Origin of the sequence: Microvirga aerophila, assembly GCF_003332305.1 — a bacterium.
GTDB lineage: Bacteria > Pseudomonadota > Alphaproteobacteria > Rhizobiales > Beijerinckiaceae > Microvirga > Microvirga aerophila.
In genome coordinates this window covers 123,433-149,456 of the sequence record NZ_QOIO01000007.1, presented here as the reverse complement: position 1 = coordinate 149,456, position 26,024 = coordinate 123,433, and the positions used below count along the sequence as shown (strand labels likewise).

Here is a 26,024-nt window from a genome sequence, read left to right as displayed (position 1 = left end):
CGCCGGCCATGATGGTCATCCCGTCCTTGACGAGCCCGGCCATGGCCGAACCTGCATCCTTGTAAACCTTGTCCATTAACCCCTCTCTTGACGCCGTCCCTGATGTCGCACCGCTTCGGCGCGGTCTTCCGTCACCCTGCAACCTAGCCTCAATTTAGACAATCCCTTCGTATGAATATATGGAATCCTCCAACTGTGGCGCCGGATTGCTTCCGAGGCCCACCTCCACCACCGCCGGCAAGGCGCGTTCTAAGGTCTCGATTCGCTTCATGTCCCGCCGCGTCGTCTTTCTCATCGCGTTGATCGCGCTCGCCGTCCTCGGGGCGGCTGCCGCTCCCTGGACGCTTTCGGGCAGCGGTCTCTCGCGCAGCGTGGCAGAGCACCTGAAATACCATTACGGTCTCGATCTCGAAGTGAGAGGCCGCAGCACGTTTGCGATCCTGCCGACGCCGCGCGTCAAGTTCGAAGACGTGAATCTCGCCTTTCCCCGTGAAACCGCGAAGGTGAAAGGCGGTATCTTAAGGGGCGAGCTGCACCTTCTGCCGCTGTTCATCGGCCGGATCGAGCTGAAGGAAATCACCCTCAGCGATACCAGAATCGAGACCTCCCAGGAGGCCTTCCGCTCCCAGGACTGGGCCAAGCTGCTGGTAGATCCCGCTGCGGCCTCCCCGGCCACGCGCCTGATCCTGACGTCGTCGTCCCTGACCATGGTCGACGTCGATGACGCGAGCCTGGACAAGGTGAATGCGCTCGTTCAGTGGAGCGGCCCGGGCACTCCTCTGTCCATTGCGGGCTCCGCTTCATGGCATGGGGAAACGATCACCATCGAACAGGCTTCCTTCCGTCCGGATCTCCTGGCCTCCGAGCAGTTGAGCCCTGTCTCGCTGGTCCTGTCGGCTCCGACCGGTTGGCTTGCCCTCACTGGGGAGGCCCAACTTGGCAGAGACGCCCGGATTACCGGCGATAGCCAGATCCACGCCACTTCGGTCCGGAATTTCACGCGCTGGAGCGGCATCAAGCTGCCGCTCGGCTCGTTGGTGCAGGCGCTATCGATCAAGGGTGACGTCTCCCTCAATCGCCGCCGGGTGACCTGGCCGTCGGTCGCCGTGACCCTCGGAACGGACCAGCTCGAGGGAACCATGGCCATTCGCCTAGATGGCGAGAGGCCCGTCATCACGGGCACGCTGGCGGCTGAGAGTTTGGATCTGTCGAATTTCTTCAGACCGTTCAGCCAGGCCCGTGTCGCATCCGGCGCCTGGAGCGAGGAAGGGATCGAGCTCGACCCGGTCACCGGTAAGGATCTCGACCTTCGCCTCTCCGCCACAACGGCCCATCTCGGCCGCGTTCGCGTCGAGAACATGGCGGCCAGCGTCCTCGTGCGGCCAGGCTCGATCGAGGCCTCAATCGGGCGGGCAGACCTGCATCAGGGCACCCTCAAGGGCCGACTGTCCGTCGCGACCCGCGAAGGGGTAGCCGAGTTCAGGAGCCAGGGCACCTTCGATGGGGTGGACATGGCGGCCTTCCTGGGCTTCATGGGAGAGGCCCGTTGGATTACCGGACGAGCCCAGGGGCAGTTTCTCCTGGAGGGAACGGGCGAGACCCCGGCCGAAATGATGCGCCGGGCCCAGGGGCGCTCGACCATCACCATCCAGGAAGGCGAACTCATCGGCCTTGCCCTGGACGATGCGCTTCGCAGGCTGGAGAAGCGTCCGCTCCTGGCTTCCCTCAACTGGAGAGGCGGACGGACACCGTTCGATCAGGCTCAGGCACAGATTCTGGTGAAAAACGGAGTGGGCGAGATTGCCGATGCCCGCCTGGCCTCGCCAAGCCTGCTCACCACCCTGGCGGGTCAGGTTTCCCTGGTGGACCGGACCCTGAACCTCAAGGCGGATGTATCCGCCCCGGCTCAGAACCCCTCCCCGTCGATCCTGTTCGACGTCAACGGAGGCTGGGACAACGTGACCGTGACGCCGGATGCCCGATCGCTGATCCAGCGATCGGGAGCCGCAAAGCCCCTTTTCGGGCCCGACCGCCTGCCGCAATCCTCTCTGCAGCCCATCGTGAACGCTCAGTGAGCGTTCCGTTGCGAACGCAGAAGCGAGCGCTTGCTCAGCACAGTGGCTGAGACGACACCGAGCGTGACGATTCCGATGAGGATGGTCGAAGCGGCATTGATCTCCGGCGACAGGCCGAGGCGCACCTGGCTGTAGATCCGGATCGGCAGGGTGGTTGCTCCGGGGCCCGTGTTGAAGCTCGCAATCACCAGATCGTCCAAGGACAGGGTGAAGGCGAGCAGGAACCCGGCCACGATGGACGGCGCAATCAGCGGCAGCGTCACGGAAAAGAACGTGCGTAGAGGCGGCGCGCCGAGGTCCATGGCGGCCTCCTCCAAGGACCGGTCGAAGGTCATCAGGCGCGACTGCACCACCACTGTGACGAAACACATGGTGAGCGTGGTATGGGCGAGCGTGATGGTCCAGAACCCACGGTCGAGGCCGATGGCCACGAAGAACAAAAGCAGCGATAAACCCGTGATCACCTCGGGCATGACCATCGGCGCATAGACCATGCCGGTGAACAGCGTGCGGCCTGTAAAGCGCCCGTAGCGGGTAAGCGCCAAGGCTGCGAGCGTGCCGAGGACGGTGGCCAGGCTCGCGGAGAGGAGTGCGATGCGCAAGGTCACCCACGCCGCCTCCATCAGCGCCTCGTTGCGAAACAGCGCGCCATACCATTGGGTCGAGAATCCGCCCCACACCGTCACGAGGCGCGACGCGTTGAAGGAATAGACCACGAGCAGCAGGATCGGCAGGTACAGGAACGCGAAGCCGATCACCAGGGACGTCACGTTGAAGAGGCTCAGGCGGCGCGTCATCGCTGCGTCTCCACCCGGCGGGCTTCCACATCGCGATAGACCACGATGGGGGCAACGAGAATGATAAGAAGCAGGATCGCGACGGCGGACGCCAACGGCCAATCCCGGTTGGAGAAGAACTCGCTCCAGAGCTGACGCCCGATCATCAAGGTCTCGGACCCGCCGAGCAGATCCGGAATGACGAATTCGCCGACAGCCGGGATGAAGCACAGTAGCGAGCCGGCGATAATCCCCGGCATTGAGAGCGGCACCGTGATCGTCCAGAACGCGCGCCACGGGGTCGATCCGAGATCGAGAGCTGCTTCGAGGAGCGTATCGTCCATCTTCTCGAGGGACGCGTAGAGCGGCAGCACCATGAACGGCAGATACGCGTAGACGATACCGATATAGACCGCGGTTTCGGTGTTCAGGATATGGACGGGATCCGTGATCACACCCAGTTCGGTAAGCGCCTGGTTGAGCAGCCCCTCGGGCTTCAGGATCGCGATCCAGGCATAGATGCGGATTAGGAAGCTGGTCCAGAACGGCAGGATCACGAGGGCGACGAGCAGCGGCCTATGCCGTGCCGGCGCCCTTGCAATCCCGTAGGCGATGGGAAAGCCCACGAGGAGCAGGAGGACCGTTGAGAGCGCCGCGATCCGCACCGATGAGAGCGTCGCGCTGAGATAGAGGTCGTCGCCTGCCAGAACCTCGAAGTTCTCCAGGTCCAGGCCCTGGAAGAAGCTCACGATGTCGCTCAACTCGAAGACCGGCTTGTAGGGCGGCTGGGCCACGGCCGGGTCCGAGAGGCTGATCTTGAGGACAATCAGGAACGGCACCAGGAAGAAGATGCCGAGCCAGAGATAGGGGATGACCGGCACGAGGCCGTCCGTCAGCCTTCTCGCAAAGGGGCGCCGGGTCATGACTTATTCCGCCAAGATCACGGCCGCATCCGGCGCGAAGGTGACATAAACCTGGTCATCCCAGTCGATGGGGCTCTCCACGAACCGGGACCTGTTGGCCAGCGTCACCCGCAGGATGGCTCCCGAGGCGAGCTTAACCCGATAGACCGTCCAGTCACCGAGATAGCCGATGTCCCACACCTCGCCAGTGAGCACGTTGACGGCTCCAGGACCTGGCGGGTTTCGCTGAATCACCATCTTTTCCGGGCGCACGGCGATGGCGACGGCCTGCCCGGAGTGAAGCACCTCGTCCGGATCGTCGATGGTGAGAGGAGCCTCGGCGGAGGGGGTCTGCACGTGCCAGAGGCCGTTCTCCTGGCCGAGCACGTTGCCCTCCAGAATATTCACGTCGCCGACGAATTCCGCAATGAAACGGGTCTTGGGCTGCTCATAGATCCCGCCCGGCGTCGCCACCTGAACGATGCGACCATGGTCCATGACCGCGATGCGATCGGCCATGGTCATGGCCTCCTCCTGGTCGTGGGTGACGACCACAAAGGTCATGCCGAGCTCGTGCTGGATGTCCATCAGCTCGAACTGGGTCTCCTCGCGCAGCTTCTTGTCGAGGGCGCCGAGGGGCTCGTCGAGGAGCAGCACCTTGGGCTTCTTGGCCAGTGCTCGCGCCAGCGCCACCCGTTGGCGCTGGCCGCCGGAAAGCTGGCTCGAATAGCGTTTGGCGAGACGCTCCAGCTGGACCAGGCGCAACATTTCGCCGACCCGCGCCGCAATCTCATCCTTCGGCAGACCGTCCTGCTTAAGCCCGAAGGCAATGTTCTTCTCGACGCTCATGTGCGGGAACAGGGCGTAGGACTGGAACATCATGTTCACGGGCCTGCGATAGGGCGGCACCCCAGCCAGGCTTTGTCCCGCGAGCGTGATCCGGCCCTCGCTCGGATGCTCGAAGCCCGCCAGCATCCGCATGAGGGTGGTCTTCCCGCAACCGGAGGGCCCGAGGAGGCAAAAGAACTCGCCTTCGAAGACGTCCAGCGACAGGTCGTTGACCGCAATGGCATCCCCGAAGCGCTTGGTGACGTTCTCGAAGCGGATGAGCGGCTTGGCGTCAGGGTCGGCCCAGGGGGCGAAGGAGCGGCGGACGGCTCCTACGGAGGCGAATTTCGGGGGGCGAGGCAAGATGTTAGTGCTTCCAACCTGTACGGAGAAGTGAAGGCGGCAACCTAGGATGTCCGCGCCCCGAGAACAACCGTCTAAAACCTAAACATCTCAGGCAGTTCCCTAACGGTAAGGTATCGTGCAAACGGACCTGCGATCGACGCTCGCGCGCCTGGCAGGAACTAATCTGCATTTCGTCCGTTAGGCACGGTTGAGTTTTCTCCCGCCAAGCTTCAGCTTGTCGTCCAGACTGGCGAAGCATCCCGTCAGCGTAAAAGGGCTTCACTCGTGCCGCGTGCAAAGCCAAGAGGCAAAAACTTCTTTCTGCCTCTCCAGGTACTGGTTGTCACAAGTTTGGTCGGGCCGGCTCTTTTCTTCGCCTACACCGCTTGGACCAACTACCACCTCATCTATACTCAGTCCAAAGAACGGATCGACCGGGCGCTGGATGTTCTCCAGGAGCATACGCTCAAGGCGTTCCAGACCATCGAACGCACCATCGCCGAAGTGAACGAAGTGTTTCATGGTGTCTCCGACGAGGGGATCCGTGCCGAGGAGGCGCGCTTCCAGCGCCGCCTCAAGCAGACCCAAAATGCTCTTCCGCAGGTGGAGGCGATTTGGGCATTCGACCGGGATGGCCATCCCCTCGTCTCCAGCACGATTTTTCCCGTTCCGCGCCAGCTCAACAACTCTGACCGCGACTACTTCCGCGTCCAAAAGGAAAGCGCAGGACAAACCTATATCGGGGAGCCGATTACGGCGCGGATCGGCAACACTCGGTTTTTCGTCGTCAGCCAACGTCGGTTGAGCCCAGATGGCGCGTTCAACGGGGTGATAGCCATCTCGGTCCTGCCGGAGCACTTCCGAGACTTCTACGCCAGGATCTCGCGAGGCATCGCGGATTCATTCAGGCTTGTCCGTGCCGACGGCAGTTTTCTGGCGCGCTACCCGTCACGCGGTAGCGAACCGCTTCGCCTGAATGCCCAAAGCAGCTTCGCACAGGCCATTCGGAGCCAGCCTGAGGCGGGGGTTTTTACCAGCGTCTCGCAGATCGACGGCATCGAGCGCCGCATCGGCTATCGCCGGATTCTGGGCTATCCGGTCTATGTCCAGGTCGGGGTCGAGACGGGGGCGATCTGGCGTGCGTGGTGGTCGAGCATGAGAGGGCATCTCGCCTTCGGCATCCCGGCCACCTTTGTCCTCTTTGGCCTCAGTCTTTATGCCCTCCGGCGCACCCGCGGCTTTTATATGGAGGTCGACCGGCGGGAAATCGCCGAGGCCGCCCTCAAGCAGGCGCAACGGCTGGAAACGGTTGGCCAACTCACGGGCGGCATAGCCCATGATTTCAACAACCTGCTGATGGTGGTGAAAGGCAACGTCGATCGCATGCGGCGGCACCCGGTCAGCGACCGCCAGAAGCGGTCGCTCGACGCTATCGAGAATGCCGCAACCCGCGGAGCGAGCCTGACTCGCCAGCTCCTTTCCTTCTCCCGCCGGCAAACCCACGAGCCCACCGCCGTCGATCTGTCCCATCGGCTGCCGGATCTGCAGGATATGCTCAGATCGTCTCTGCGTGGAGATATTGCCATCGACCTGAAGCTCGCGGATGGCCTATGGAACATCAAGGCAGATTTGAGCGAGCTCGAGCTTGCCGTTCTCAACATCGCCGTCAATGCGCGTGACGCCATGCCAAACGGCGGACGGCTGACGATCGCGGCTCAGAACGTCAACCTGACCGATCCAGGCATCATCGGCATCAGCGGCGAATTCGTCGCCGTGAGCCTGAGCGACACGGGCGAAGGAATACCCGCGGATCTTCTGCCGCATGTGTTCGAACCGTTCTTCACGACCAAGGAAGTCGGCAAGGGCACCGGTCTCGGATTGAGCCAAGTATACGGATTCGCAAGACAATCGGGCGGGACCGCAACGGCTGTCAGCGAACCTGGGCGAGGCACAGTCATCACCCTCTACCTGCCCCGGACGCAGGAGAGCGCGGTCGAAGCAACAGCGTCCGAAGCCGCTATGCCGCGTCGTGACGGAATCGGACACATTCTCTTCGTGGAGGACAACCTGGAGATCGCCGAGGTTACTCATTCAAATCTGGAGGAACTCGGCTATCGGGTCACTCATGCGGCCGATCCTCACGCGGCTCTCGCGCTCCTGGGCAAAGGCAGTCGGTTCGATCTCGTGTTCAGCGATATCGTCATGCCGGGGCTTCTGAACGGCGTTGATCTGGCCCGGTCCATCAAAGAACAAGATGCCGGCCTGCCCATCCTTCTGACCACGGGCTACAGCAATGTCACTCAAACGGCCATGGACGAAGGCTTCCCGATCCTGCGCAAACCCTACGACATCTCTGCGCTGCGCAGCAGCATCCAGAAGGCGATGCAAGCGACCTCCGTCGAGGCCGGGGTCAATCGAGGATCGAGCTCTCACTAGCGTGTCGTCGGGTGTGCCGCTTCCAAAGTTGGGCATAGGGTGGACCCCAAAGGTGGAAACCACTTTTGGGATCATTGCACTAGTGCCCCCCGCCCCCTCCGGCCGGAGCAGCGCGCGGCTTGCGGATGAACGGCAGTGCCAGGATCAGCGCCAGGAACAGGAACGTCAACAACAGGAACACGTCGGCGAAGGACATGACCAGAGCCTCTCGTCGGACCATGTTGGAGATGGTCTTAAGGGCTGCCTGACCGGCATCGGAGCCGAGGCTCTGGAAGCCCATAGTCATCGTGTTGAGGGTTTCGACCGCCGACGAGCGGGCCCAGTTCACGCTCTCCCGCAGCCGCTGGAGATGGAGATCCGTACGGTCGTTTAGGATCGTGTTGATGAGCGCCAGTCCCACCGCGCCACCGAGATTCCGGGTCAGGTTATAGAGGCCCGATGCGTTCTTGATCCGCTCCGGCGGCAAGGTGCCCAGCGCGATGTTGTTGATCGGCACCATGCAGATCATCAGCCCGACGCCGCGGAAGATCTGGGGCACGAACAGCTCCCAGAAGTCCCAGTCCTTGGTCAGTCCCGTAATCAGCCATGTGCCGAACGCGAAGGACGCGAAGCCAATCGCCATCATGACGCGGGGATCGAGCTTGCGCGACAGGATGCCGGCCACAGGCGCCATCAGGAACATGCACGCGCCTGACACGAACATGGTCTCGCCGATCTGTAGGGACGAGTAGCCGCGCACGCGTCCGAGATAAACCGGGTAGAGATAGGTCAGGCCGTAGAGGCCGATGCCCATGACGAAACTGAAGGCCGAGCCCGCCATGAAGTTGCGGTCGGAAAATGCCCGCAGATCCACGATCGGGTACTTGGCGGTCAGGACGCGGTAGAAGAACCCGATGGCGGTGGCAACGCACGTCACCGTCAGGATCAGGACGAGTTCGTCCTGGAACCAATCGTTGATCGGCCCCTCCTCCAGGACGAACTCAAGGCTGCCGAGGAACACCGCCATGAAGCCGAGGCCCGCCCAGTCGAAGGTTTTGAACAGGCTCCAGTCAGGCTCGTCGAAATCGACCAGCAGATAGGTCGAGATCGTCACGAAGATGCCGGGCACGATGTTCACGAGGAACAGCCAGTGCCAGGAGAACAGGTCGGTCAGATAGCCACCGATGGTGGGGCCGACAGTGGGCGCTAGCGTCGCCACGAGGCCGATGATCGGCGAGATGACGGGGCGCTTCTCCGGCGGGAAGATCGTGAAGGCTGAGGCGAAGACTGTCGGGATCATGCCGCCGCCGATGAAGCCCTGGAGCGCGCGCCAGACGATCATTTCCTCGATGGAGGTCGATGTGGCGCACATGAAGCTCATGAGCGTGAAGCCGCCTGAAGCAATCACGAACATCCAGCGCGTGGAGAGCACGCGCGAGAGCGTCCCGGACAGCGGGATCATGATCACTTCGGCGATCAGGTAACTCGTCTGCACCCATGAGATTTCGTCCGACGATGCCGAAAGGCCGGCCTGAATTTCGGCGAGCGACGCCGAGACGATCTGGATGTCCAGGATCGCCATGAACATGCCGAAGACCATGCAGAAGAACGCGAACGTCCTGCGCCGGTCGAGCGGCGCGGACGCCGCTGCGGGCGCAGAGCCTGCAGGCTTGCTCGTGATGGCGGCTGAAGCGGCCATGATGCTTTAAACCTTTTAGCGCTGGGCCGTCTTTGCTGGTGCGGCCTCGGTGCGCGTGTCCACGCTGACCACCACCGACAGGCCGGGACGCAGAAGCCCCTTCTGGGCGATCTCCTCGCTGACGGTGACCCGCACGGGAACACGCTGGACGATCTTGGTGAAATTGCCGGTGGCATTCTCGGGCGGCAGCAGGCTGAAGACCGCGCCCGAGGCTGGTGCGACGCTCTCCACGGTTCCGACGATGTCGGTATCCGGGAAGGCATCCACCTCGATATGAACCTGCTGTCCGGGCTTCAGGGAAGCGAGCTGGGTTTCCTTGAAGTTGGCGTCCACATGCACGCTGGTGAGCGGGACGAGGGCCGCAAGACGGGCACCGGGCTGGACGAAGGTGCCGACCTCGGCCGCCTTGTTGCCGATCACGCCGTCGAAGGGCGCCCGGATCTCCGTAAACGAGAGATCACGCTCCGCCTTCTCGACGGTCGTCTGAAGCTCGGCCACCACGCGCTGGGCCTCCGTCCGCTGGGCCGACAGAACCTCCACATTCGCCGCCGCGGCCGCCTGGGCCGCCTGGGCGCTTCTTACGTTCGCGTCGGCGCGGTCCCGCGCTGCCTTGGCGTTCTCGAGCGTGGCCTTGCTGGTATAGTCCGAACGGGAGAGTTGAAGCTGGCGGTTGTAGTCGGCCTCGGCGCGCTCGGCATCCGCCCGCGCGGCGGCGACCTGAGCCTCGGCCTGGGCGGCCGACGCCTTGCCAGCTTCAATCTGGCGGCCAATGCGCGCCACGGTGCTCGATTGGGTGGCGAGCTTGTCCTTGGCGGACTGCAGAGCGAAGCGATAATCGCCGTCGTCGATCTTGGCGATCAGGTCGCCGGCTTTGACGCTCTGGTTGTTGGATACCGCAAGAGACGTCACGTAGCCGGACACCTTGGCGGAAAGAACCGTGATGTCCGCTTGAACATAGGCGTCGTCGGTCGACACCATGAAGCGGCCATTCGTCCACCACTGGTGGCCCTCATAACCGCCGAAGCCCAGCGCGGCCGCAAGAACGGCCAGAATGATCGGCTTCTTGCCGATCTTTCTATTGGCGTTGGGCTCCGCAGCCTGCCGAGCATCCACGGCTGGCTGCTCCACGGTCGGATCCGGCGTGTTGTTTTCCAGGACAGGCGCAGCCCCGTCGCCGCTGCCTCGACTGAACTCTTCCCGGTAAGCCATCTGCACCCTCTGCCCGCGTGATGAAGTGTCCGACTGCAAAGTTCAGTCGCTTCCTTGCCGCGTTGCTCTATGATCACTATGTAGCCTATATGAGTTGACTGAACGGTTCGGTCAATGACTGAAAGGTGACGAAACGCACATGAGCGACATAGCTGATATCGCTCGCACGCAGACCTCGGCCTCCTCGACGGAAGGGTGTGCCGACTGCACCAAGCGCGGGCAAATTCTGAATGGCGCCCGGCAGGTGTTCCTCGCACACGGCTTCGATGGCGCAAGCATGGGCGAGATCGCTAAGGTCGCAGGCGTCTCGAAGGGCACCCTCTATGTCTATTTCGACAGTAAGGAAAAGCTGTTCGAGGCTCTGACGATCGAGGAGAAACGCGGTCTGGCGGAGGTGCTCTTCAAGCTCGACCCGGATGATCCGGACGTGCGCGCCGCGTTGACCAGGCTCGGCCATACCTATCTGGCCCGCATGGGCACGCCGGAGCACATCTCCTCGGTCAGGATGGTCATCGGCGCGGCGGAGAAATTCCCGCGCCTGGGCCAGGCCTTCTACGAGGCCGGACCGTGCCAGGGCATTGCCCGGCTCAAGGCCTATCTGGACGCCCAAACGAAAGCCGGCCGCCTGACCATCTCCGACACGGAGGTGGCGGCCCAGCATTTTCTCGACCTGTGCGGATCGGCCTTGGTGCGGCGTCTGCTCTTTGCGGTTGGCGAGCCGCCCACGAAGGAGCAGATCACCCGCACGGTGGAGAACGCCATCCGGGTCTTCTTCGCGGCCTATGGGCCGGCGGACGGGCGCTGAGCTCAGGCTTCCTCGCGCATGGCTTCCGCTACGCGGGCCTGAAGGATGTCGGGCTGACGCAGAATGAGGGCTCCTCTCGTGCGCTCGATCAGGCCCTCCTGAGACATCATGGTGAATTCCCGGGTCACCTGCTCGCGTCGGCAGCCGATGCGCGCCGCCATGATGTGATGGAAGGGTGGAGGCGTAATGACCCGTTCGCCGATTCTCTCGCCGCGCGGGCTGGAGAGCCGCAGCAGCTCCGAGTAGAGCCGGTGCCGCAGGTCGAGGACCGTCTGCTCCATGAAGCGGGCATTGAGTTCGCGGATGCGTGACGACATGAGGCAGAACAGCCGGTCGGCCACGTCGCGATAGGAAAAGACGATCTCGCGGAACACGGAAGCCGGCATGACGCAGGTTTCGCCCCGCGTGAGCGCGGTCACGTTGGCCGAGCGCTTGATCCCGTCCATGGCGGCAAGCTCGCCGAAAAGCTCGCCGGGACGCATCTCGTCGAGGATGACCTCCTTGCCGGCCGCCGTGCGCATGAGAACGCGCACATCACCAGCCAGGAGGAAATAGACGTCGGTCGAGAGTTCGTCGAAATCGACCAGGATCTCTTCCGGATCGAAGCGCCGCCATTTCGATCGGGCCTCGTAGGGAGCCAGATCGATCGGCAGCCCCTTGAAGAGCAAAACGCCGGACAGTCGCGACATTTTCATTCTCCCACTGCCGTCTTAATATAACATTATTACATTTACGGTCAAGCTTGCTGCAAATTGTCGCCCACTCCCCTGTAAAAGGGAAGCAGGAACCAATCTCGAGCCCCACCTTCATGCGGGGAATAAAGGATGGATTTTTACGATCCCTGCGGGCCGGGGCTAATCGGGCCTCACCTCGCGTGCCCAACCACAAGCCGATCCTCAGACTGTCACGATCAGTTGGGATGACAAATGCGTCACGGCTGGGAGCGCCCATTCATCGAACCGCAGGGTTCGACATGCTCGCAGGTCACCGGGACCTGGGGATCTGCGTCATCCACGCATGCCCCGCGAGAGACGAACATCCTTCTTGCCAGGGACCGCCTCAGAAGCCAAAAGGCACCATGCTTCACGTCAACGACCTGACCTATCGCATCGCAGACCGGATCATTCTCGATCGGGCCACTTTCGCCCTGCCGACAGGCAGCAAAGTCGGTCTCGTCGGGCGCAACGGCGCCGGCAAGACAACCCTCTTCCGGATCATCCAGGGCGAGGTTTCGCCGGAAACAGGCGACATTGCCCTGCCCCGCGGCATGCGGATCGGCGCGGTCGCCCAGGAAGCGCCCGGCGGTCCGGAGACCCTGGTCGAGGTCGTGCTGGCAGCTGACAAGGAGCGGGCAGCGCTGTTGGCGGAAGCCGAGACCGCCGATGGCTTTCGCCGGGCCGAGATCGAGACGCGCCTGACCGATATCGGCGCGCATTCCGCTCCGGCGCGAGCGGCCGCCATCCTGCACGGCCTCGGCTTCGACGCAGAGGCGCAGAACCGGCCCTGCTCATCGTTCTCCGGCGGTTGGCGAATGCGCGTGGCCCTGGCGGCGGTGCTCTTCGCCGAACCCGATCTTCTGCTTCTCGACGAGCCGACCAACTACCTCGACCTCGAAGGCACGCTCTGGCTCTACGAGTACCTCGACCGCTACCCCCACACGGTGCTGGTCATCAGCCACGACAGGGAACTGCTCGACACCTGCGTCAACCACATCCTGCATCTCGACCGAGGAAAGCTCACGATCTATCGCGGGGGCTACACGTCGTTTGCCAAGCAGTATGCGGAGAAGCGCGAGCTGACGGCCAAGATGCAGGCCAAGCAGGAGGCGGAGCGAAAACACCTCCAGGCTTTCGTTGACCGCTTCAAGGCCAAAGCCTCGAAGGCCCGTCAGGCGCAGTCCCGGGTCAAGCGGCTGGCGAAGCTGGAGCCCATCGCCACCATCGTCGAGGATGATGTCCTGCCCTTCGACCTGCCGGGACCGGAGCGACCGCTTGCGCCACCGTTGATTGCGGTCGAGAGCGCGGCCGTCGGCTACGGAGACAGGGTCGTCCTCGACCGGCTGAACCTGACGATTCAGCCGGATGATCGGATTGCGCTCCTCGGGGCGAACGGCAACGGCAAATCGACCTTCTGCAAGCTCCTTGGCGGACGTCTTGCCCCGCTGAAGGGCGACGTCCGCAGGCCGGGCAAGATGGACGTGGCCTATTTCGCTCAGCATCAGGTGGACGAGCTCAACCCGAGCGCCACCGCCTATGAGCATGTCGCGGCGCGGATGCCCGATACCCCGGTGGCGAAGGTCCGTGCACGAGCGGCCCGGTTCGGCTTTGCGGGCGCGAAGGCGGATACGCCCGTCTCGTCCCTGTCGGGTGGCGAGAAGGCGCGGCTTCTCATGGGACTGGCTGCCTTCAACGGCCCCAACCTGCTCATCCTCGACGAGCCCACCAACCACCTGGACATCGACAGCCGCACCGCGCTGATGGAGGCGATCAACGACTATACGGGCGCGGTGATCCTCGTGAGCCACGACCGCTTCCTCATCGAAGCCTGCGCCGACCGTCTCTGGGTCGTCGGCGGCAGCACCGTGAAGCCCTTCGACGGGGACATGGACGATTACCGCCAACTCGTCCTGTCCGGAGAGCTTGAGCCGCAGCGGCGCTCCGACAAACCGCAAGGCCCCTCCTCCCCGTCCCGGACCGATGAGCGCCGGGCGGCAGCGGAACGCCGGGTCGCGCTCGCCCCCCTGCGCAAGAAGCTGGAAGGCCTTGAGGCCCGCATGGCGAAGCTCACAGACGTGATCGGCAAGGTGGATGCGGCGCTTGCCGACGGAACCGCTTTCCAGAAGGACCCGGCTAAAGCTACCGAATTGGCGAAAATGCGGTCCGAAGCCGCCGAAACGCTTGCCTCCGTCGAGGAGGAATGGCTGGCGCTCAGCGAGGAGATCGAGACGGCAACAGCTTAGTGGCCCCAGCTCCACACCCGGGTCAGTGACAAAACCTCAGCATCAGAGGCAAGCCGCAAAAAACATTCATGTTGCAAACTCGCAATCCGCACATGAAGCCCATTGCTAAGCCCCGAGCCCAGTATGTAAGCACGGCCTTACTATAGGTAAACTGGGGGTTTAAATGGCAAAGCTCAACTTCGGTGGGCACACGTATCTTGTCGTCACTAAGGCTTTGGACTGGTTCAGCGCCGAAGCGAATGCCGAGGCCAAGGGTGGTCATCTCGTAAAGATCGACTCAGCACGAGAGAATTCGGCTGTTTTCAATTTTCTCATGAAGGAATCTGCGAGCTGGTCCAAGCACTACATCGCACCGGACGGCGGAGGGGCAGAATACGTTTGGATTGGGGCCTCAGATTTTGCCGAAGAGGGTCAGTGGCACTGGGCCGATGGCAGCTCGCTGAAATATAGCAAATGGGGCCGTGCAGAACCTGACGACTACCAAGATCAGGATGGGGCGGCGATCGGGCTCGAGGCATGGCCCAAGTCGAAAGGGAACCTCGGGCAAGCCGGCGAATGGAACGATGTCGACGTCACGAACGGCCTCTTTTCCCTCATCGAATATGACGGCATTGCTGGCGGCAGCGGCACCGACAAGATTATCGGCACAACCAAAGCCGATACCCTTATGGGGTTGGGCGGCAACGACATCTTGACCGGTGGCAAGGGGAAGGACGCCTTCGTTTTTAATACGAAGCTGAGCAGAAAATCCAACCTCGACAAGGTCACGGACTTCAACGTGAAGGACGATACTATTCGCCTGGACGATGCGGTCTTTAAGTCTTTAGCGCCTGGGAAATTGTCAGTCGACTCATTCCACACCGGCTCCGGCGCTCACGATGCGGATGATCGGATCATCTACGACAGTAAGAAAGGGGCTCTGTTCTATGACGCGGACGGCGACGGAGCTGAAGCCCAGATCCAGTTCGCAACCCTGAGCAAGAACCTCAAGATGACAGGCGCGGACTTTCTCGTGATCTAAAAACCGCAAGGGCTGGCTCATCGGCCAGCCCTTTCTTCAAGTCCGAAGAGAATCATCGACAAAAGGGATTAAGGCCTCACAATCCGGTCGAGCCGGTTGTTGACGAAAAAATACAGCTCGCGTCCGCCGGGCTCCGAATAGAGCACCTGAACCTCGCGCTGGCCCTTGCCGCTCTCGCCCACCAGCACGTCCGTGGCAGCCTTGCCTTTGAGGCGCACGAGGTCGCACTCGCTGATGCCGGGCTCGATGGTTGTCGCGGTGCCGAAGCCGGTGACCGTGCAGCGTCCGTCCGGCCCGAGCGTGGGGCCGTCGATGACCGGGCCCGTGGGTGCGGCCGGCCTCGCAACGGGAGGAGCCGTTGCGACGACCGGAGCTTCCGACTGGCCGCTGTTGCAGGCCGCCAGTCCGAGCGTCACGAGAGCCAGAGCCGATACGACGTCTAAACGCATGCTGTTCAATCCTTGTTATCCGTCGCCCGCGCCCGCAGGGCATCCTCATAGAGCCGCTGCGCGTCGGCCCGGAAAGCCTGGCGCGATCCCTGGCGCGAATAGAACATGTGGCCGCCCTCGTAAACCTTGAGCGCCAAACGCTGCTGGGGACCGATCTCAGGCATCTGGTCGATCAGAAGCTGAGACGCGTAATAGGGCGTCACCAGATCGGTAAAACCATGGACGACGAGAACCTGCAGATTCCCGTCGAGAGCCATGGCCTGCCGCAACTCCTCCAGGTTCTCCGGGGCCTGTCGGCCGTTGCCCCAGCGCCACGCCCCGTTCACTGATCCGTTGAGGAGATTGTATCGCCCCTCCGTCTTATAGTTCAGCGTCGTGGTCAGGTGATGAATGACGGCGCTGGTGAGAGGCGCCGTCATAGCGTCGAGCACCGAATCTTCGAACCGACCGGTATTGGAATTCGGGTTGGGATCGGCGGTCGCCACGTCCGTGTCGTAGGCGCTGACGATCTGCTGTTCGTCGCGTCGCAGTTCCTTCTGCACCGTGCGCATGTCGATGCGCCCGGCGAGACGTCGCGTAAGCTGGGGATCGAGCCCTGTCAGCTCGGCCACTCGCCGGCTGACCCGCTCCACCGCCTCCCTGTCCCGTGGCCCTCTGATCAGATCGACGAGATACTCGCCCGATGCATAGCGCTCGACGTCGCGCAGCGCTTCCCGGGTGACCGGGCCCTTGCGGGCCAAGGCGGCGGCGGCAAGCGATGGAAGCCGCGCCGAATTGGCCAGGGCTTCGCTGGCGTCATGCTCGATCCAGGCGAAATCCAGAACCGGCGAGACGAGAACCAGCCCGCTGAAGCCGATGCCCTGATCGCTTTGAAGCTTCTGCGCCAGCAGCGGCCCCCGGAACCCGCCATAGCTCTCGCCCGCGAAGAACTTCGGGGACCGAAGGCGATCCTTCTCCTTGAGCCAGCGCATGATGACGGCCGCAAGACCGTCAATGTCACCCTGGACCGAATAGAAGCGCTCCCGCACCTGATCGCCGCCCAGGACGCGGCTATAGCCCGTTCCTGGAGGATCGATGAAAATCAGATCCGTGAAATCGAGCCATGTTTCGGCATTCGGGACCAGGTTCGGCGGAGCCGACGGGCTAATGGCCGGTCCATCCAGCGGGAGCCGCCAGGGTCCGATGGCGAGAAGGTTGAGATAGGCCGAGGAGGCTCCGGGCCCTCCATTCACCGCAAAGGTGACAGGCCTCGTGGCCGCTTCGGTGTCGTCCCGGACATAGGCCGTGAATCCGATCTCGGCCTGCGGCGCTCCCTGAGGATCGGTCAGGGTCAGGGCTCCGGCAGTCGCGGTTAGGCGAATCGTGCGGCCGGGGAGCTCAATGGTGTGACGGGTAACGGATTCAGCCGGCAGGCGCTGCGGCTCAGAGGGACGGCGCGGCTCCTGCCGCTCGGCTGCCTGCTCCCGTCCCCTCGCCTCCTGAGCTTGCGCTCCAATGGGCATCGTGACGGATAGGCACAGTGCGGCGAGCAGAGACAGACGCGAGATCCGGATCATAGTGGACATCCTCATGGCCCCCAGCAAATGGGACACAAGCGGCCTGTGCCAAGTCACATCCGGGTGACCTCAGGCTTTGCGCTGCCAGCGGCCCATCTCGTCCTGCTGCCAATAGGTCGCGTCATGGCCGCCCTCCTTCACTCTGCGCCACTGATCGCGCGCAAGGGCGAGAGCCTGGACGTCGTTGCCGTCGAACAGGATCGCGATCCGCTGATAGGCCGCGATATCCTCCGGCAGGTCGGCGCCTTCCGCGAGAAAACGGATGGAGGCTCCGTTCGGGTTCTGGCCGGCGAGCGTGATCAAGATGGGCTGATCCGCCGCATGGGCCTCACGATCCGTGCCGTGGGGCAGAAAGCTTTCATCCGTAAAGGTCCAGAGGTGGTCGTCGAGGGCAGCGAGCCGCTCCTCGGTCGTGACCTGGACCACTGCCCGCCAGTCCCGCTCCAGCGTCTTCTGCAGGAGCATCGGGAGAACGGCTTCCAGAGGCTGGTTCTGGAGGTGATAGAAAAGGACTTCCGCCATCGGCGCTCACATTCCGCTGCGCCAGAGGACAATGGCGGACAAGTCTTGTCCGGCTTCCATCAGCGGGTCTCGTAGTTGTCACGCACCAGGCGGTCGAGCAGGCGCACACCCCAGCCGGAGCTCCAGCCCCGGTTGATATCGGTCTGCGGCGAGCCCATTGCGGTACCGGCGATGTCGAGGTGGGCCCAAGGCAGGTCGTTCACGAAGCGCTGGAGAAGCGCCGCCGCCGTGCTGGAGCCCCCGTGGCGGCCGCCGGTGTTCTTCATGTCGGCGAACTTCGATTCGATCATCTTGTCGAATTCCGGCCCGATCGGCATGCGCCAGACCCGCTCCCCGGTCGCCTGACCGGCGGCCGTAATGCGCTGGGCCAGCTCGTCGTTGTTGGAGAAGAGGCCCGCATATTCCTGCGCGAGCGCCACCAGGATCGCGCCAGTCAGGGTCGCCAAATCGATCATGAATTTCGGCTTGAACCGGTCCTGCACGTACCAGAGCACGTCGGCCAGCACGAGGCGGCCTTCCGCGTCCGTGTTGATGATCTCGATCGTCTGGCCCGACATGGTGGTGACGATGTCGCCGGGGCGCTGAGCGTTGCCGTCGGGCATGTTCTCCACGAGGCCGATCACCCCTACCACGTTCGCCTTGGCCTTGCGGCTGGCAAGAGCGTACATGAGGCCGACCACGCAGGCGGCTCCGGCCATATCGCCCTTCATGTCCTCCATGCCGCCGCCGGGCTTGATGGAGATGCCGCCGGAATCGAACACCACGCCCTTGCCGATAAAGGCGACCGGCTTGTCCGATGCCTTGCCGCCGTTCCAGCGCATGACCACAACGCGGCTTCCCCTGACAGAGCCCTGCCCGACGCCGAGAAGAGCCCGCATGCCCAGCTTCTGCATGGCCTTTTCGTCGAGAACCTCGATTTCCACACCTACCTTGCTCAGGGCCTCGGCGCGGGCGGCGAATTCCCGGGGCCCGAGAACGTTCGGCGGCTCGTTGACGAGGTCGCGGGCCATGATGACCCCGGTCGCGACACCTTCCCGCGCCTTGACGGCCTTTTTGACGGCTGCCGGGTCGGCTACGGTAAGAGTCAGCCGGACCGGTCCGTTGCCACCGTTCTCGTCCTTCTTGGTCTTGTAGCGGTCGAAGCTGTATCTGCGCAGGTGGATCCCGAGGATCATGTCCGAGACCGCCTCAGGGGTCACGTCAACGCCTGGGATGTCCAGGACAGCCGTCGCGGCCTTTCCGGTCACCCTGCCGGCGACGATCCCGCCCACTTGAGCCCAGTCGATCTTGGACTGTTCCTTCTCGCCGCTCATGCCGATCACGACGAGCCGGTCCACCGGCAGGGCGGACGGGGCCGTAATGCTCATGGTAGACTTTGCCTTGCCCTTGAAGTTCTCGGCGGCCGCTGCCTTGGCGATGAGGTCGACGGCCTTCGGGCCGATTTGCTTGGCGACGGCAGGGGTCGGTTTGAGGTTCTCGCCTACGAAAACAATGAGATCCCCTGCGCCGACCGCGCCATGCGCCTGAAAATCGATCTTGAGGCTGTCAGCCATGAAACCCTCTCAATTGAGCTGTAGGTGGCCGGCTCCGCCGGCTGCGACTTGGTGACATACAGCAAATCAGACGCCGGATCACGCGGGCTTTACCGCGGATGCGCATATTCTCAAGCTGGCGGCAAACGGGCCGGCCTTGCCTGTGTTCATGTGACAAGGTACCCAGGGCCGGAATGCCCAAAGGCGAAAGGCTTCATGACCCTTCTCGAACGCTACATCCTCAGAAACGCCTTTACGGCCTTCGTCTCATGCCTCGTCGCCCTGACAGGGGTCATCTGGGTCACGCAGGCCTTGCGCGAGCTGGACCTCCTCACCGGCAAGGGACAGACAGTGCTCATCTTTCTGACAGTCACGGGTCTGTCCCTGCCGGCACTGATCAGCGTCATCTCGCCGGTCGCCCTCTTCATCGCGACCCTTTACGCGCTCAACAAACTGAACAGCGACTCCGAGCTGATCGTCATGAGCGCCGCAGGAATGCGGCCGTTGCGGCTCATGAGACCGTTCCTCACCCTGGCGGCCTTCGTGTGCCTCGCGGTGGGCATGATCACCGTTTACGTCATGCCGGCGAGCTTCCAGGAGATGCGCAATCTCGTCACGAAGATCCGCGCGGATTTCGTCGCAACCATGGCCAAGGAAGGCCAGTTCATCACCCTCGATAACGGCATCACGTTCCATTACCGGGAGCGGTCGGGCGACGCTCTGCTGGGGATCTTCATGGAAGACCAGCGCAACAAGGACAAGGTGGTCGTGTACCTGGCCGAGCGCGGCCAAACCGTCGAGAACAACGGGCAGGCCTATCTGGTCCTCGAGAAGGGAAGCATTCAGAGAAAGGAGCCGAACAGTCGGGACTCCTCGATCGTGGCTTTCGAGCGTTACGCGGTCGATCTGAACGCCTTCAACAACGAGGACAGTACAATCACCTACAAGCCGCGCGAGCGCAGTACGACCCAGCTGATCTTTCCGGACAAGGCCGAAACTTTCTACCAGATGCAGCCGGGCCGGTTCAGGGCCGAATTGCATGACAGGCTCTCGTCGTGGCTCTATCCCCTGGCCATGGTGGCAATCGCCTTCGCGGCCCTGGGCGATCCGCGGACGACCCGTCAAGGGCGCGGCCTCTCCATCGCGGCTGCGGTCGTTGGCGTGATCGTGCTGAGAATTGCCGGCTTCGCGGCCTCGAGCGCCGTAGTGCGAACACCGGCGGCGGTCGTCGCCGTCTATGGCATTCCCCTCCTGGCGATCGCGATCTCCCTCATGCTGATCCTGCAAGGCGCGACCCTCAGGTCGATCAGGGCCAAGGCCGGCGCCCTGTTAGGCCGCATCGCGTTCCCGTCCCGTCCCTCGAACTCTCAGAAGGCTTGAGCATGCTGATCGGCGCAACGCTCGGGCGTTATTTTTCCAGGCAGTTCCTGAAGACGATTTTTCTCGTCTTCGCGACCGTTTTTACCCTGATCTACACCCTCGATTTCGTGGAACTCATGCGCCGGGCCGGCGACACCGAGGGCGCGACCCCGGGCGTGATCGCTCAGCTCGCCCTGTTCAGGACACCGTCCATCGCTGAGCAGGTCATGCCATTCGCTATCCTGTTCGGCAGCATGGCGGCCCTCCTCCAGCTCAGTCGCAAGCTCGAGCTGGTGATTGCCCGGGCGGCCGGGATTTCCGCATGGCAGTTCCTCCAGCCGGGGCTTTTCGTGGCTCTTGCGATCGGGCTTCTGTCGATCATGGTCTACAATCCGGTCTCGGCCATGCTGAAGCAGCACGCTTCCGACCTGGAATCCCGTGTTTTCAGCACGTCCGCACAAAAGAGCGAAAAGCCGATCTGGATCCGCCAGAAGAGTACGGACGGGCAGGCCATCTTCCGCGCGGAAGGGTCGATCAACAACACCGCGACGATCACCGGGGTGACCGTCTATGCCTTCGATCCCGCGGGCGCGTTCTCGCACCGAATCGAGGCCAAGGAAGCGACCTTGCATGAGGGCTTCTGGGAACTCGCCCAGGCCCGGGTCCTCAGTGCGACCGAAGAGCCGCATTCCTACGACCGCTTCGTGGTCGCCTCCAGCCTCGAGCCGACCCAGGTGAAGCAGAGCTTCATCGCCCCTGACGCGGTTCCGTTCTGGAACCTCAAGCAAACCATCGAAAGAATGGAGCAGGCTGACATAAATACCACAGCCTACCGGCTCCATTACGACGTGCTCCTGGCCCGCCCATTGCTTTTCATTGCAATGGTTTTCGTCGCGGCCTCCGTGTCGTTAAGATTCTTTCGATTTGGCGGTGTAGCGGCAATGGTTCTGGGTGGCGTCGCCGCCGGCTTCATGCTTTATGTCGCGACGGAACTAATGGTAGAGCTTGGGGCAGCCGGAATCATCAGTTCGGTTGTTGCTGCCTGGTTTCCTGCTGTAGTAGGCAGTTTGTTAGGGACTTTGGCCCTGTTGTACCAAGAGGACGGCTGACCGTTCTCGACACGGGGCTCGGTGGGGAGTGGGCATGGAAAGGGTCAAGGCAACGATCGCAATGTCTGCGGTCGCGGTGGCGCTTCTTTGTGCCGCCGGGTCTGTGCCTGCCCTTGCGCAAACCCTTAACGAATCGATCGGCGCCAAAGCTCAGGCCGGCTCGGGACAGGATCGGCTTCTCGTCGACGCCAAGGAAATCCTTTACAACAACGACGCCAACACGATCGCGGCCTCCGGCGACGTTCAGATGAACTATCAGGGTCGGACCCTTCAGGCCGACCGGGTCACCTATGACCGCAATACCGGCCGGGTCTACGCCGAGGGTAATGCGCGCCTGACCGATGCGAGCGGCGCGATCGTCACCGGCGACCGATTCGAGCTGACGGACGATTTCAAGAGCGGCTTCATCAACTCCCTGCGGGTAGTTCAAACCAGCGTGGACCAAGGCCGGCCGCTGACCACCCGCTTCTCGTCGCCGCGCGCCGAGCGTTCGGAAGGCGAAACGACAACGTTCGAACGCGGCACCTACACGGCCTGCGAGCCCTGCCAGGACAATCCGGAGAGGCCTCCGCTGTGGCAGGTCAGGGCCGCCAAGATCATTCACAACAATAGCGAGCAGACGATCTACTACGAAGACGCGACGGTAGAGATCTTCGGTCTTCCGGTCGCCTACATGCCATATTTCTGGACGCCGGATCCGACGGTCAAGCGCAAGACGGGCTTCCTTGCCCCGCGCTACGTCTATTCGTCGAGCCTCGGCGTCGGGCTGCAGGTTCCGTTCTTCTGGGCGATTGCTCCCAACTACGACCTGACCGTGTCGCCCACCGTCCTGAGTCGGCAGGGCCTCCTGGGCCAAGTCGAGTGGCGGCACCGCCTCGAAACCGGCGCCTACAACATCCGCGCCGCGGGCATTTCGCAGCTAGATTCCGACGCGTTCCTACCCGGCCCATATGGGGCAGGAGATCGCGAACATCGCGGCTCGCTGGAATCGACCGGCGTGTTCAACATCAACCAGCACTGGAAATGGGGCTGGGACATCGCGCTGCTGTCCGACAAGTGGTTCCTGTCGAACTATCGCATCCGCAGCGAAAGCCTCAGCTCGCTCTACGTCAAGGAATCGATTTCGACCATCTTCCTGCAGGGCCAGGGCGATCGCTCGTTCTTCGATGTTCGAGGCTATTATTTCCAAGGCCTCTCGACCAGCGACTGGCAAAAGCAGCAGCCGGTTGTTCATCCGGTGCTGGACTACAACAAGCGCGTCACGCCCGAGGCCTTCGGCGGCGAACTCTCCATCGACGTGAACGTGACGAGCCTGTCGCGTGAAGCGGCACAGTTCCAGGAAATCCCGGAGCAGCAGACCTATCTCTTTGGGCTCTATGAGACCTGCGCGATCTTCCAGCGTGGCTCGTGCCTGGTTCGCGGCATCAGTGGTTCCACCTCCCGCGCCTCGGTCAACGTGTCCTGGCGGCGCGAATTCGTGGATCCGGCGGGCCAGGTCTGGACGCCGTTCGCCTATCTGCGCGCCGATCAATTCTGGATCGCTCCTGATTTCAACGGCTACCAGAACATCGAGCTTGCGAACTTCCTCGGCGGGGACGACGACTACATGTTCCGCGCCATGCCGGCCATCGGCCTGGAATACCGGTTCCCGTTCGTGGCCGATCTCGGCACCTCTGGCACGCAGATCCTGGAGCCAATCGCGCAGGTGATCGCCCGTCCGAACGAGACCCGGATCGGCCACCTGCCGAACGAAGACGCCCAAAGCCTCGTGTTCGACGACACCTCGCTGTTCGATTGGGACAAGTTCTCGGGCTACGACCGCGCCGAAGGCGGCGTGCGGGCCAATGTGGGCCTTCAATACACCGTTACGGGTGCCGACGGCTTCTACGCGAACCTGCTGTTCGGCCAATCCTACCAGCTCGCCGGGCGCAACTCCTTCCGGCAGGGCGACCTGGCCAATGTCGGCCCGGATTCAGGGCTCGATTCCCGAGCGTCCGATTATGTGGGCCGGTTCCAGATTGCCCCGAACGCGAATTTCTCCTTCGTGACGCGTGCGCGGTTCGACCAGGAGGATTTCGGGATCAATCGCATCGAGGCAGGCCTGACGGCGAACTTCGCCCCCTACCTGCCATTCTCAACCTCGCTCACCTATGCCCGCTATGAGGCTCAGCCGCAGATGGGCTTCGACCACCGTCGCGAAGGCATTCTGGCGAGCGCGCGCTGGAACGTAACCCCGAACTGGTATGTGTCGGGTTCCGTCCTCCTCGATCTCGACCGCTACCTCCTGGCGCGCGATACATTTGCTACTCAGTACGCTCTCGATCCGGTGAATGCGGTCTATAACGGCACCGATTCTGCCTATGTGAGCTCCATGTCGTTGGGCTTGGGATATATCGACGAGTGCACGACCTTCTCGATCAACTACTCGGTGGCGCCGCGCGATCTTGCGGTCACGTCGGGCGAAAGGGACCGGAACCATACCGTCCTGCTCCGCCTCGAGCTGCGCACCCTCGGTGAGGTCGAGTTCAACCAGAACCTCGGTGGATCCGACACGGGGCAAGAGGGCGTCTCGGCTCAGTGACGGGTCCTTGTGAGGTCCCTCTCCTGCTGACCCAGGGCGATCCCGGCGGGATCGGTCCCGAGCTGACCCTCAGCGCTTGGCTGAAACGGAACGAGGTGTCATTGCCGCCTTTCGCGGTTGTTTCCGATCCGGATCATCTCGGTCGCGTGGCACAGTCACAAGGATGGGATGTTCCCATCGCTTCGGTCGAACCGGCTGAGGCGCGCTCGGTTTTCGACCGGGCATTGCCGGTCATTCCCCTTAAGGCTGCTGTGTCCGCTATCCCGGGCAAGCCCGATCCTGCCTATGCGCATTCCGTGATCGAATCCATCGAGACCGCCGTGCAGCTGGTCCGCGATGGCCGCGCCGCAGCGCTTGTCACCAATCCCATCGCAAAGCATGTGCTCTACGAGGCGGGCTTTCGCCATCCGGGCCATACGGAGTTTCTGGCGGCCCTGGCAGCGGAGCCGGGAGGCCCGCCCCCTCACCCGGTCATGATGCTATGGAGCGAAGAACTGGCGGTTGTTCCGGTCACGGTGCATATCCCGTTGTCCTCTGTACCCGCAGCCCTGACCCCGGAGCTGATCGTTCTGACGGCTCGGATCGTGGCGCGGGAACTGAAGGACCGGTTCGGCATTCCTCATCCGCGCCTGGCCCTCGCCGGCCTCAATCCGCATGCCGGGGAAAACGGAGCCATGGGGTCCGAAGACAGCACCATCATCGCCCCAGCCATCGAGACCTTGCGTGCAGAGGGCATCGACGCTTCAGGGCCGCTGCCTGCCGACACCATGTTCCACCCCCGCGCCCGCAGACGCTATGATGCGGCGCTCGCTATGTATCACGATCAGGCGCTGATCCCGATCAAGACCATCGCATTCGACGAGGGGGTCAACGTGACCCTTGGCCTTCCCTTCGTGCGTACGTCGCCGGACCACGGCACGGCCTTCGACATTGCCGGAAAGGGCATTGCGCGGCCCGACAGCCTGATGGCTGCGCTCAGGCTTGCGGCGCGCTTGGGCGCAGGGCACGCCGGCCCATGAGCCAGATCGACGATCTGCCGCCCCTGCGGGACGTTGTTCGCACCCACGGGCTCATGGCCAGGAAATCGCTGGGTCAGAACTTTCTGTTCGACCTCAATCTCACGAGCCGGATTGCCCGCTCGGCGGGCTCCCTCGAAGACGCCACTGTGGTCGAGGTGGGCCCCGGCCCCGGCGGCCTGACCCGCGCCATCCTGGCGGCTGGCGCCCGGAAGGTGATCGCCATCGAGCGGGATGCCCGGTGCATGCCGGTGCTGGCGGAAATCGCCGCGCACTATCCTAGTCGGCTGGAGGTCATCGAGGCGGACGCCCTTGCGTTCGATCCCAGGCCCTTGATCGGCGAGGGCACGGCCCGGATCATCTCCAACCTGCCCTACAATGTCGGCACAGCCCTGCTGACCGGCTGGCTCACCGGCGAGGCCTGGCCGCCGTGGTGGAGCTCGCTCACGCTAATGTTCCAGCGCGAGGTGGCGGAGCGCATTGTCGCCGACGAAAACGACCCGAAAGATTATGGCCGCCTGGGCGTGCTCTGTGGCTGGCGGACGGAGGCGCGCATCCTCTTCGACGTGCCGCCCTCGGCCTTCGTGCCGCCTCCCAAGATCACGTCGAGCATCGTCCACCTGACGCCCAAGCCGGAGCCCCTGCCCTGCCGGATCGGCGCGCTCGAGGCGGTTACCCGTGCGGCCTTTGGACAGCGGCGCAAGATGCTGCGCCAGAGCCTCAAATCCGTCACGCCCGACCCGTCTGCGATGATCACCGCCGCTGGCCTCGAAGAGACCACACGTGCCGAGAACGTGCCCGTCGAGGGCTATGTTGCTTTGGCCAACGCCCTCGATCGCATCAAAGCGTCATAGCACGCCTGCCTT

20 protein-coding genes are annotated in these 26,024 nt (G+C 63.0%); 10 read left to right on the top strand and 10 right to left on the bottom strand.

All coding sequences use genetic code 11. The features are described from left to right. Window positions 1-269: 269 nt before the first annotated feature. On the top strand, window positions 270-2,075 hold the full coding sequence (locus DRB19_RS05720; RefSeq protein ID WP_162815597.1) for an AsmA family protein: 1,806 nt from the start codon (window positions 270-272) through the stop codon (window positions 2,073-2,075). On the opposite strand, the gene DRB19_RS05715 is transcribed toward DRB19_RS05720, so the two are convergent. From DRB19_RS05715 to DRB19_RS05705, 3 genes are read right to left on the bottom strand one after another with little or no spacing between them, the layout of a single operon-like run. Further along, window positions 2,069-2,872 (bottom strand): ABC transporter permease, encoded by an 804-nt coding sequence (locus DRB19_RS05715; protein WP_114185070.1) that lies wholly within the window; start codon window positions 2,870-2,872, stop codon window positions 2,069-2,071. The genes DRB19_RS05720 and DRB19_RS05715 overlap by 7 nt on opposite strands. Then, window positions 2,869-3,774, bottom strand: coding sequence for an ABC transporter permease (locus DRB19_RS05710; RefSeq protein WP_114185069.1), 906 nt, complete (start codon window positions 3,772-3,774; stop codon window positions 2,869-2,871). Before DRB19_RS05710 ends, DRB19_RS05715 begins: the two co-directional genes overlap by 4 nt. Before the next feature lie 3 nt (window positions 3,775-3,777). Then, window positions 3,778-4,944 (bottom strand): ABC transporter ATP-binding protein, encoded by a 1,167-nt coding sequence (locus DRB19_RS05705; protein ID WP_114185068.1) that lies wholly within the window; start codon window positions 4,942-4,944, stop codon window positions 3,778-3,780. A 333-nt stretch (window positions 4,945-5,277) separates the two neighbouring features. Here DRB19_RS05705 and DRB19_RS05700 point away from each other — a divergent pair, with 333 nt between their 5' ends. Continuing rightward, window positions 5,278-7,362, top strand: coding sequence for a hybrid sensor histidine kinase/response regulator (locus DRB19_RS05700; protein ID WP_162815596.1), 2,085 nt, complete (start codon window positions 5,278-5,280; stop codon window positions 7,360-7,362). 79 nt (window positions 7,363-7,441) lie between these two features. On the opposite strand, the gene DRB19_RS05695 is transcribed toward DRB19_RS05700, so the two are convergent. Together DRB19_RS05695 and DRB19_RS05690 are read right to left on the bottom strand one after the other, a co-directional pair. Next, window positions 7,442-9,040 (bottom strand): DHA2 family efflux MFS transporter permease subunit, encoded by a 1,599-nt coding sequence (locus DRB19_RS05695; RefSeq protein ID WP_114185066.1) that lies wholly within the window; start codon window positions 9,038-9,040, stop codon window positions 7,442-7,444. A gap of 15 nt (window positions 9,041-9,055) precedes the next feature. Beyond that, on the bottom strand, window positions 9,056-10,249 hold the full coding sequence (locus DRB19_RS05690) for an HlyD family secretion protein (RefSeq protein ID WP_114185065.1): 1,194 nt from the start codon (window positions 10,247-10,249) through the stop codon (window positions 9,056-9,058). 139 nt (window positions 10,250-10,388) lie between these two features. Here DRB19_RS05690 and DRB19_RS05685 point away from each other — a divergent pair, with 139 nt between their 5' ends. Next, window positions 10,389-11,054 carry a TetR/AcrR family transcriptional regulator gene (locus DRB19_RS05685; protein WP_114185064.1) on the top strand — a complete coding sequence of 222 codons (666 nt, stop codon included), beginning with the start codon at window positions 10,389-10,391 and terminating at the stop codon, window positions 11,052-11,054. A 2-nt stretch (window positions 11,055-11,056) separates the two neighbouring features. Here DRB19_RS05685 and DRB19_RS05680 read toward each other — a convergent pair whose 3' ends face one another. Further along, complete coding sequence (locus DRB19_RS05680; protein WP_114185063.1) at window positions 11,057-11,743, bottom strand: Crp/Fnr family transcriptional regulator; 687 nt, start codon at window positions 11,741-11,743, stop codon at window positions 11,057-11,059. A gap of 389 nt (window positions 11,744-12,132) precedes the next feature. On the opposite strand from DRB19_RS05680, the gene DRB19_RS05675 reads away from it, so the two are divergent. Together DRB19_RS05675 and DRB19_RS05670 are read left to right on the top strand one after the other, a co-directional pair. Beyond that, window positions 12,133-14,013: an ABC-F family ATP-binding cassette domain-containing protein gene (locus tag DRB19_RS05675; protein WP_114185062.1), complete on the top strand. Its 1,881-nt coding sequence runs from the start codon at window positions 12,133-12,135 to the stop codon at window positions 14,011-14,013. 163 nt (window positions 14,014-14,176) lie between these two features. Further along, window positions 14,177-15,034: a lectin-like protein gene (locus DRB19_RS05670; protein WP_114185061.1), complete on the top strand. Its 858-nt coding sequence runs from the start codon at window positions 14,177-14,179 to the stop codon at window positions 15,032-15,034. Between the two features lie 68 nt (window positions 15,035-15,102). Here DRB19_RS05670 and DRB19_RS05665 read toward each other — a convergent pair whose 3' ends face one another. From DRB19_RS05665 to DRB19_RS05650, 4 genes are all read right to left on the bottom strand, one after another. Further along, window positions 15,103-15,483, bottom strand: coding sequence for a hypothetical protein (locus DRB19_RS05665; RefSeq protein ID WP_114185084.1), 381 nt, complete (start codon window positions 15,481-15,483; stop codon window positions 15,103-15,105). Between the two features lie 5 nt (window positions 15,484-15,488). Beyond that, window positions 15,489-17,039: a S10 family peptidase gene (locus DRB19_RS05660; RefSeq protein WP_114185060.1), complete on the bottom strand. Its 1,551-nt coding sequence runs from the start codon at window positions 17,037-17,039 to the stop codon at window positions 15,489-15,491. Window positions 17,040-17,108: 69 nt separating this feature from the next. Beyond that, window positions 17,109-17,561, bottom strand: coding sequence for a DNA polymerase III subunit chi (locus DRB19_RS05655; RefSeq protein ID WP_114185059.1), 453 nt, complete (start codon window positions 17,559-17,561; stop codon window positions 17,109-17,111). A gap of 59 nt (window positions 17,562-17,620) precedes the next feature. Beyond that, window positions 17,621-19,114, bottom strand: a complete 1,494-nt coding sequence (locus DRB19_RS05650; protein WP_114185058.1) for a leucyl aminopeptidase — start codon at window positions 19,112-19,114, stop codon at window positions 17,621-17,623. Between the two features lie 195 nt (window positions 19,115-19,309). Here DRB19_RS05650 and lptF point away from each other — a divergent pair, with 195 nt between their 5' ends. From lptF to rsmA, 5 genes are read left to right on the top strand one after another with little or no spacing between them, the layout of a single operon-like run. Beyond that, entirely contained in the window at window positions 19,310-20,473 is a 1,164-nt protein-coding gene (lptF, locus tag DRB19_RS05645) for an LPS export ABC transporter permease LptF (RefSeq protein ID WP_114185057.1), read from the top strand. A 2-nt stretch (window positions 20,474-20,475) separates the two neighbouring features. Beyond that, window positions 20,476-21,561, top strand: a complete 1,086-nt coding sequence (gene lptG / locus DRB19_RS05640; RefSeq protein ID WP_114185056.1) for an LPS export ABC transporter permease LptG — start codon at window positions 20,476-20,478, stop codon at window positions 21,559-21,561. Between the two features lie 34 nt (window positions 21,562-21,595). Continuing rightward, on the top strand, window positions 21,596-24,142 hold the full coding sequence (locus DRB19_RS05635) for an LPS-assembly protein LptD (RefSeq protein ID WP_114185055.1): 2,547 nt from the start codon (window positions 21,596-21,598) through the stop codon (window positions 24,140-24,142). Then, window positions 24,139-25,161 (top strand): 4-hydroxythreonine-4-phosphate dehydrogenase PdxA, encoded by a 1,023-nt coding sequence (gene pdxA, locus DRB19_RS05630; protein WP_114185054.1) that lies wholly within the window; start codon window positions 24,139-24,141, stop codon window positions 25,159-25,161. The genes DRB19_RS05635 and pdxA overlap by 4 nt, the downstream gene beginning before the upstream one ends. Continuing rightward, window positions 25,158-26,012: a 16S rRNA (adenine(1518)-N(6)/adenine(1519)-N(6))-dimethyltransferase RsmA gene (gene rsmA, locus DRB19_RS05625; protein ID WP_114185053.1), complete on the top strand. Its 855-nt coding sequence runs from the start codon at window positions 25,158-25,160 to the stop codon at window positions 26,010-26,012. Before pdxA ends, rsmA begins: the two co-directional genes overlap by 4 nt. Window positions 26,013-26,024: the final 12 nt, after the last annotated feature.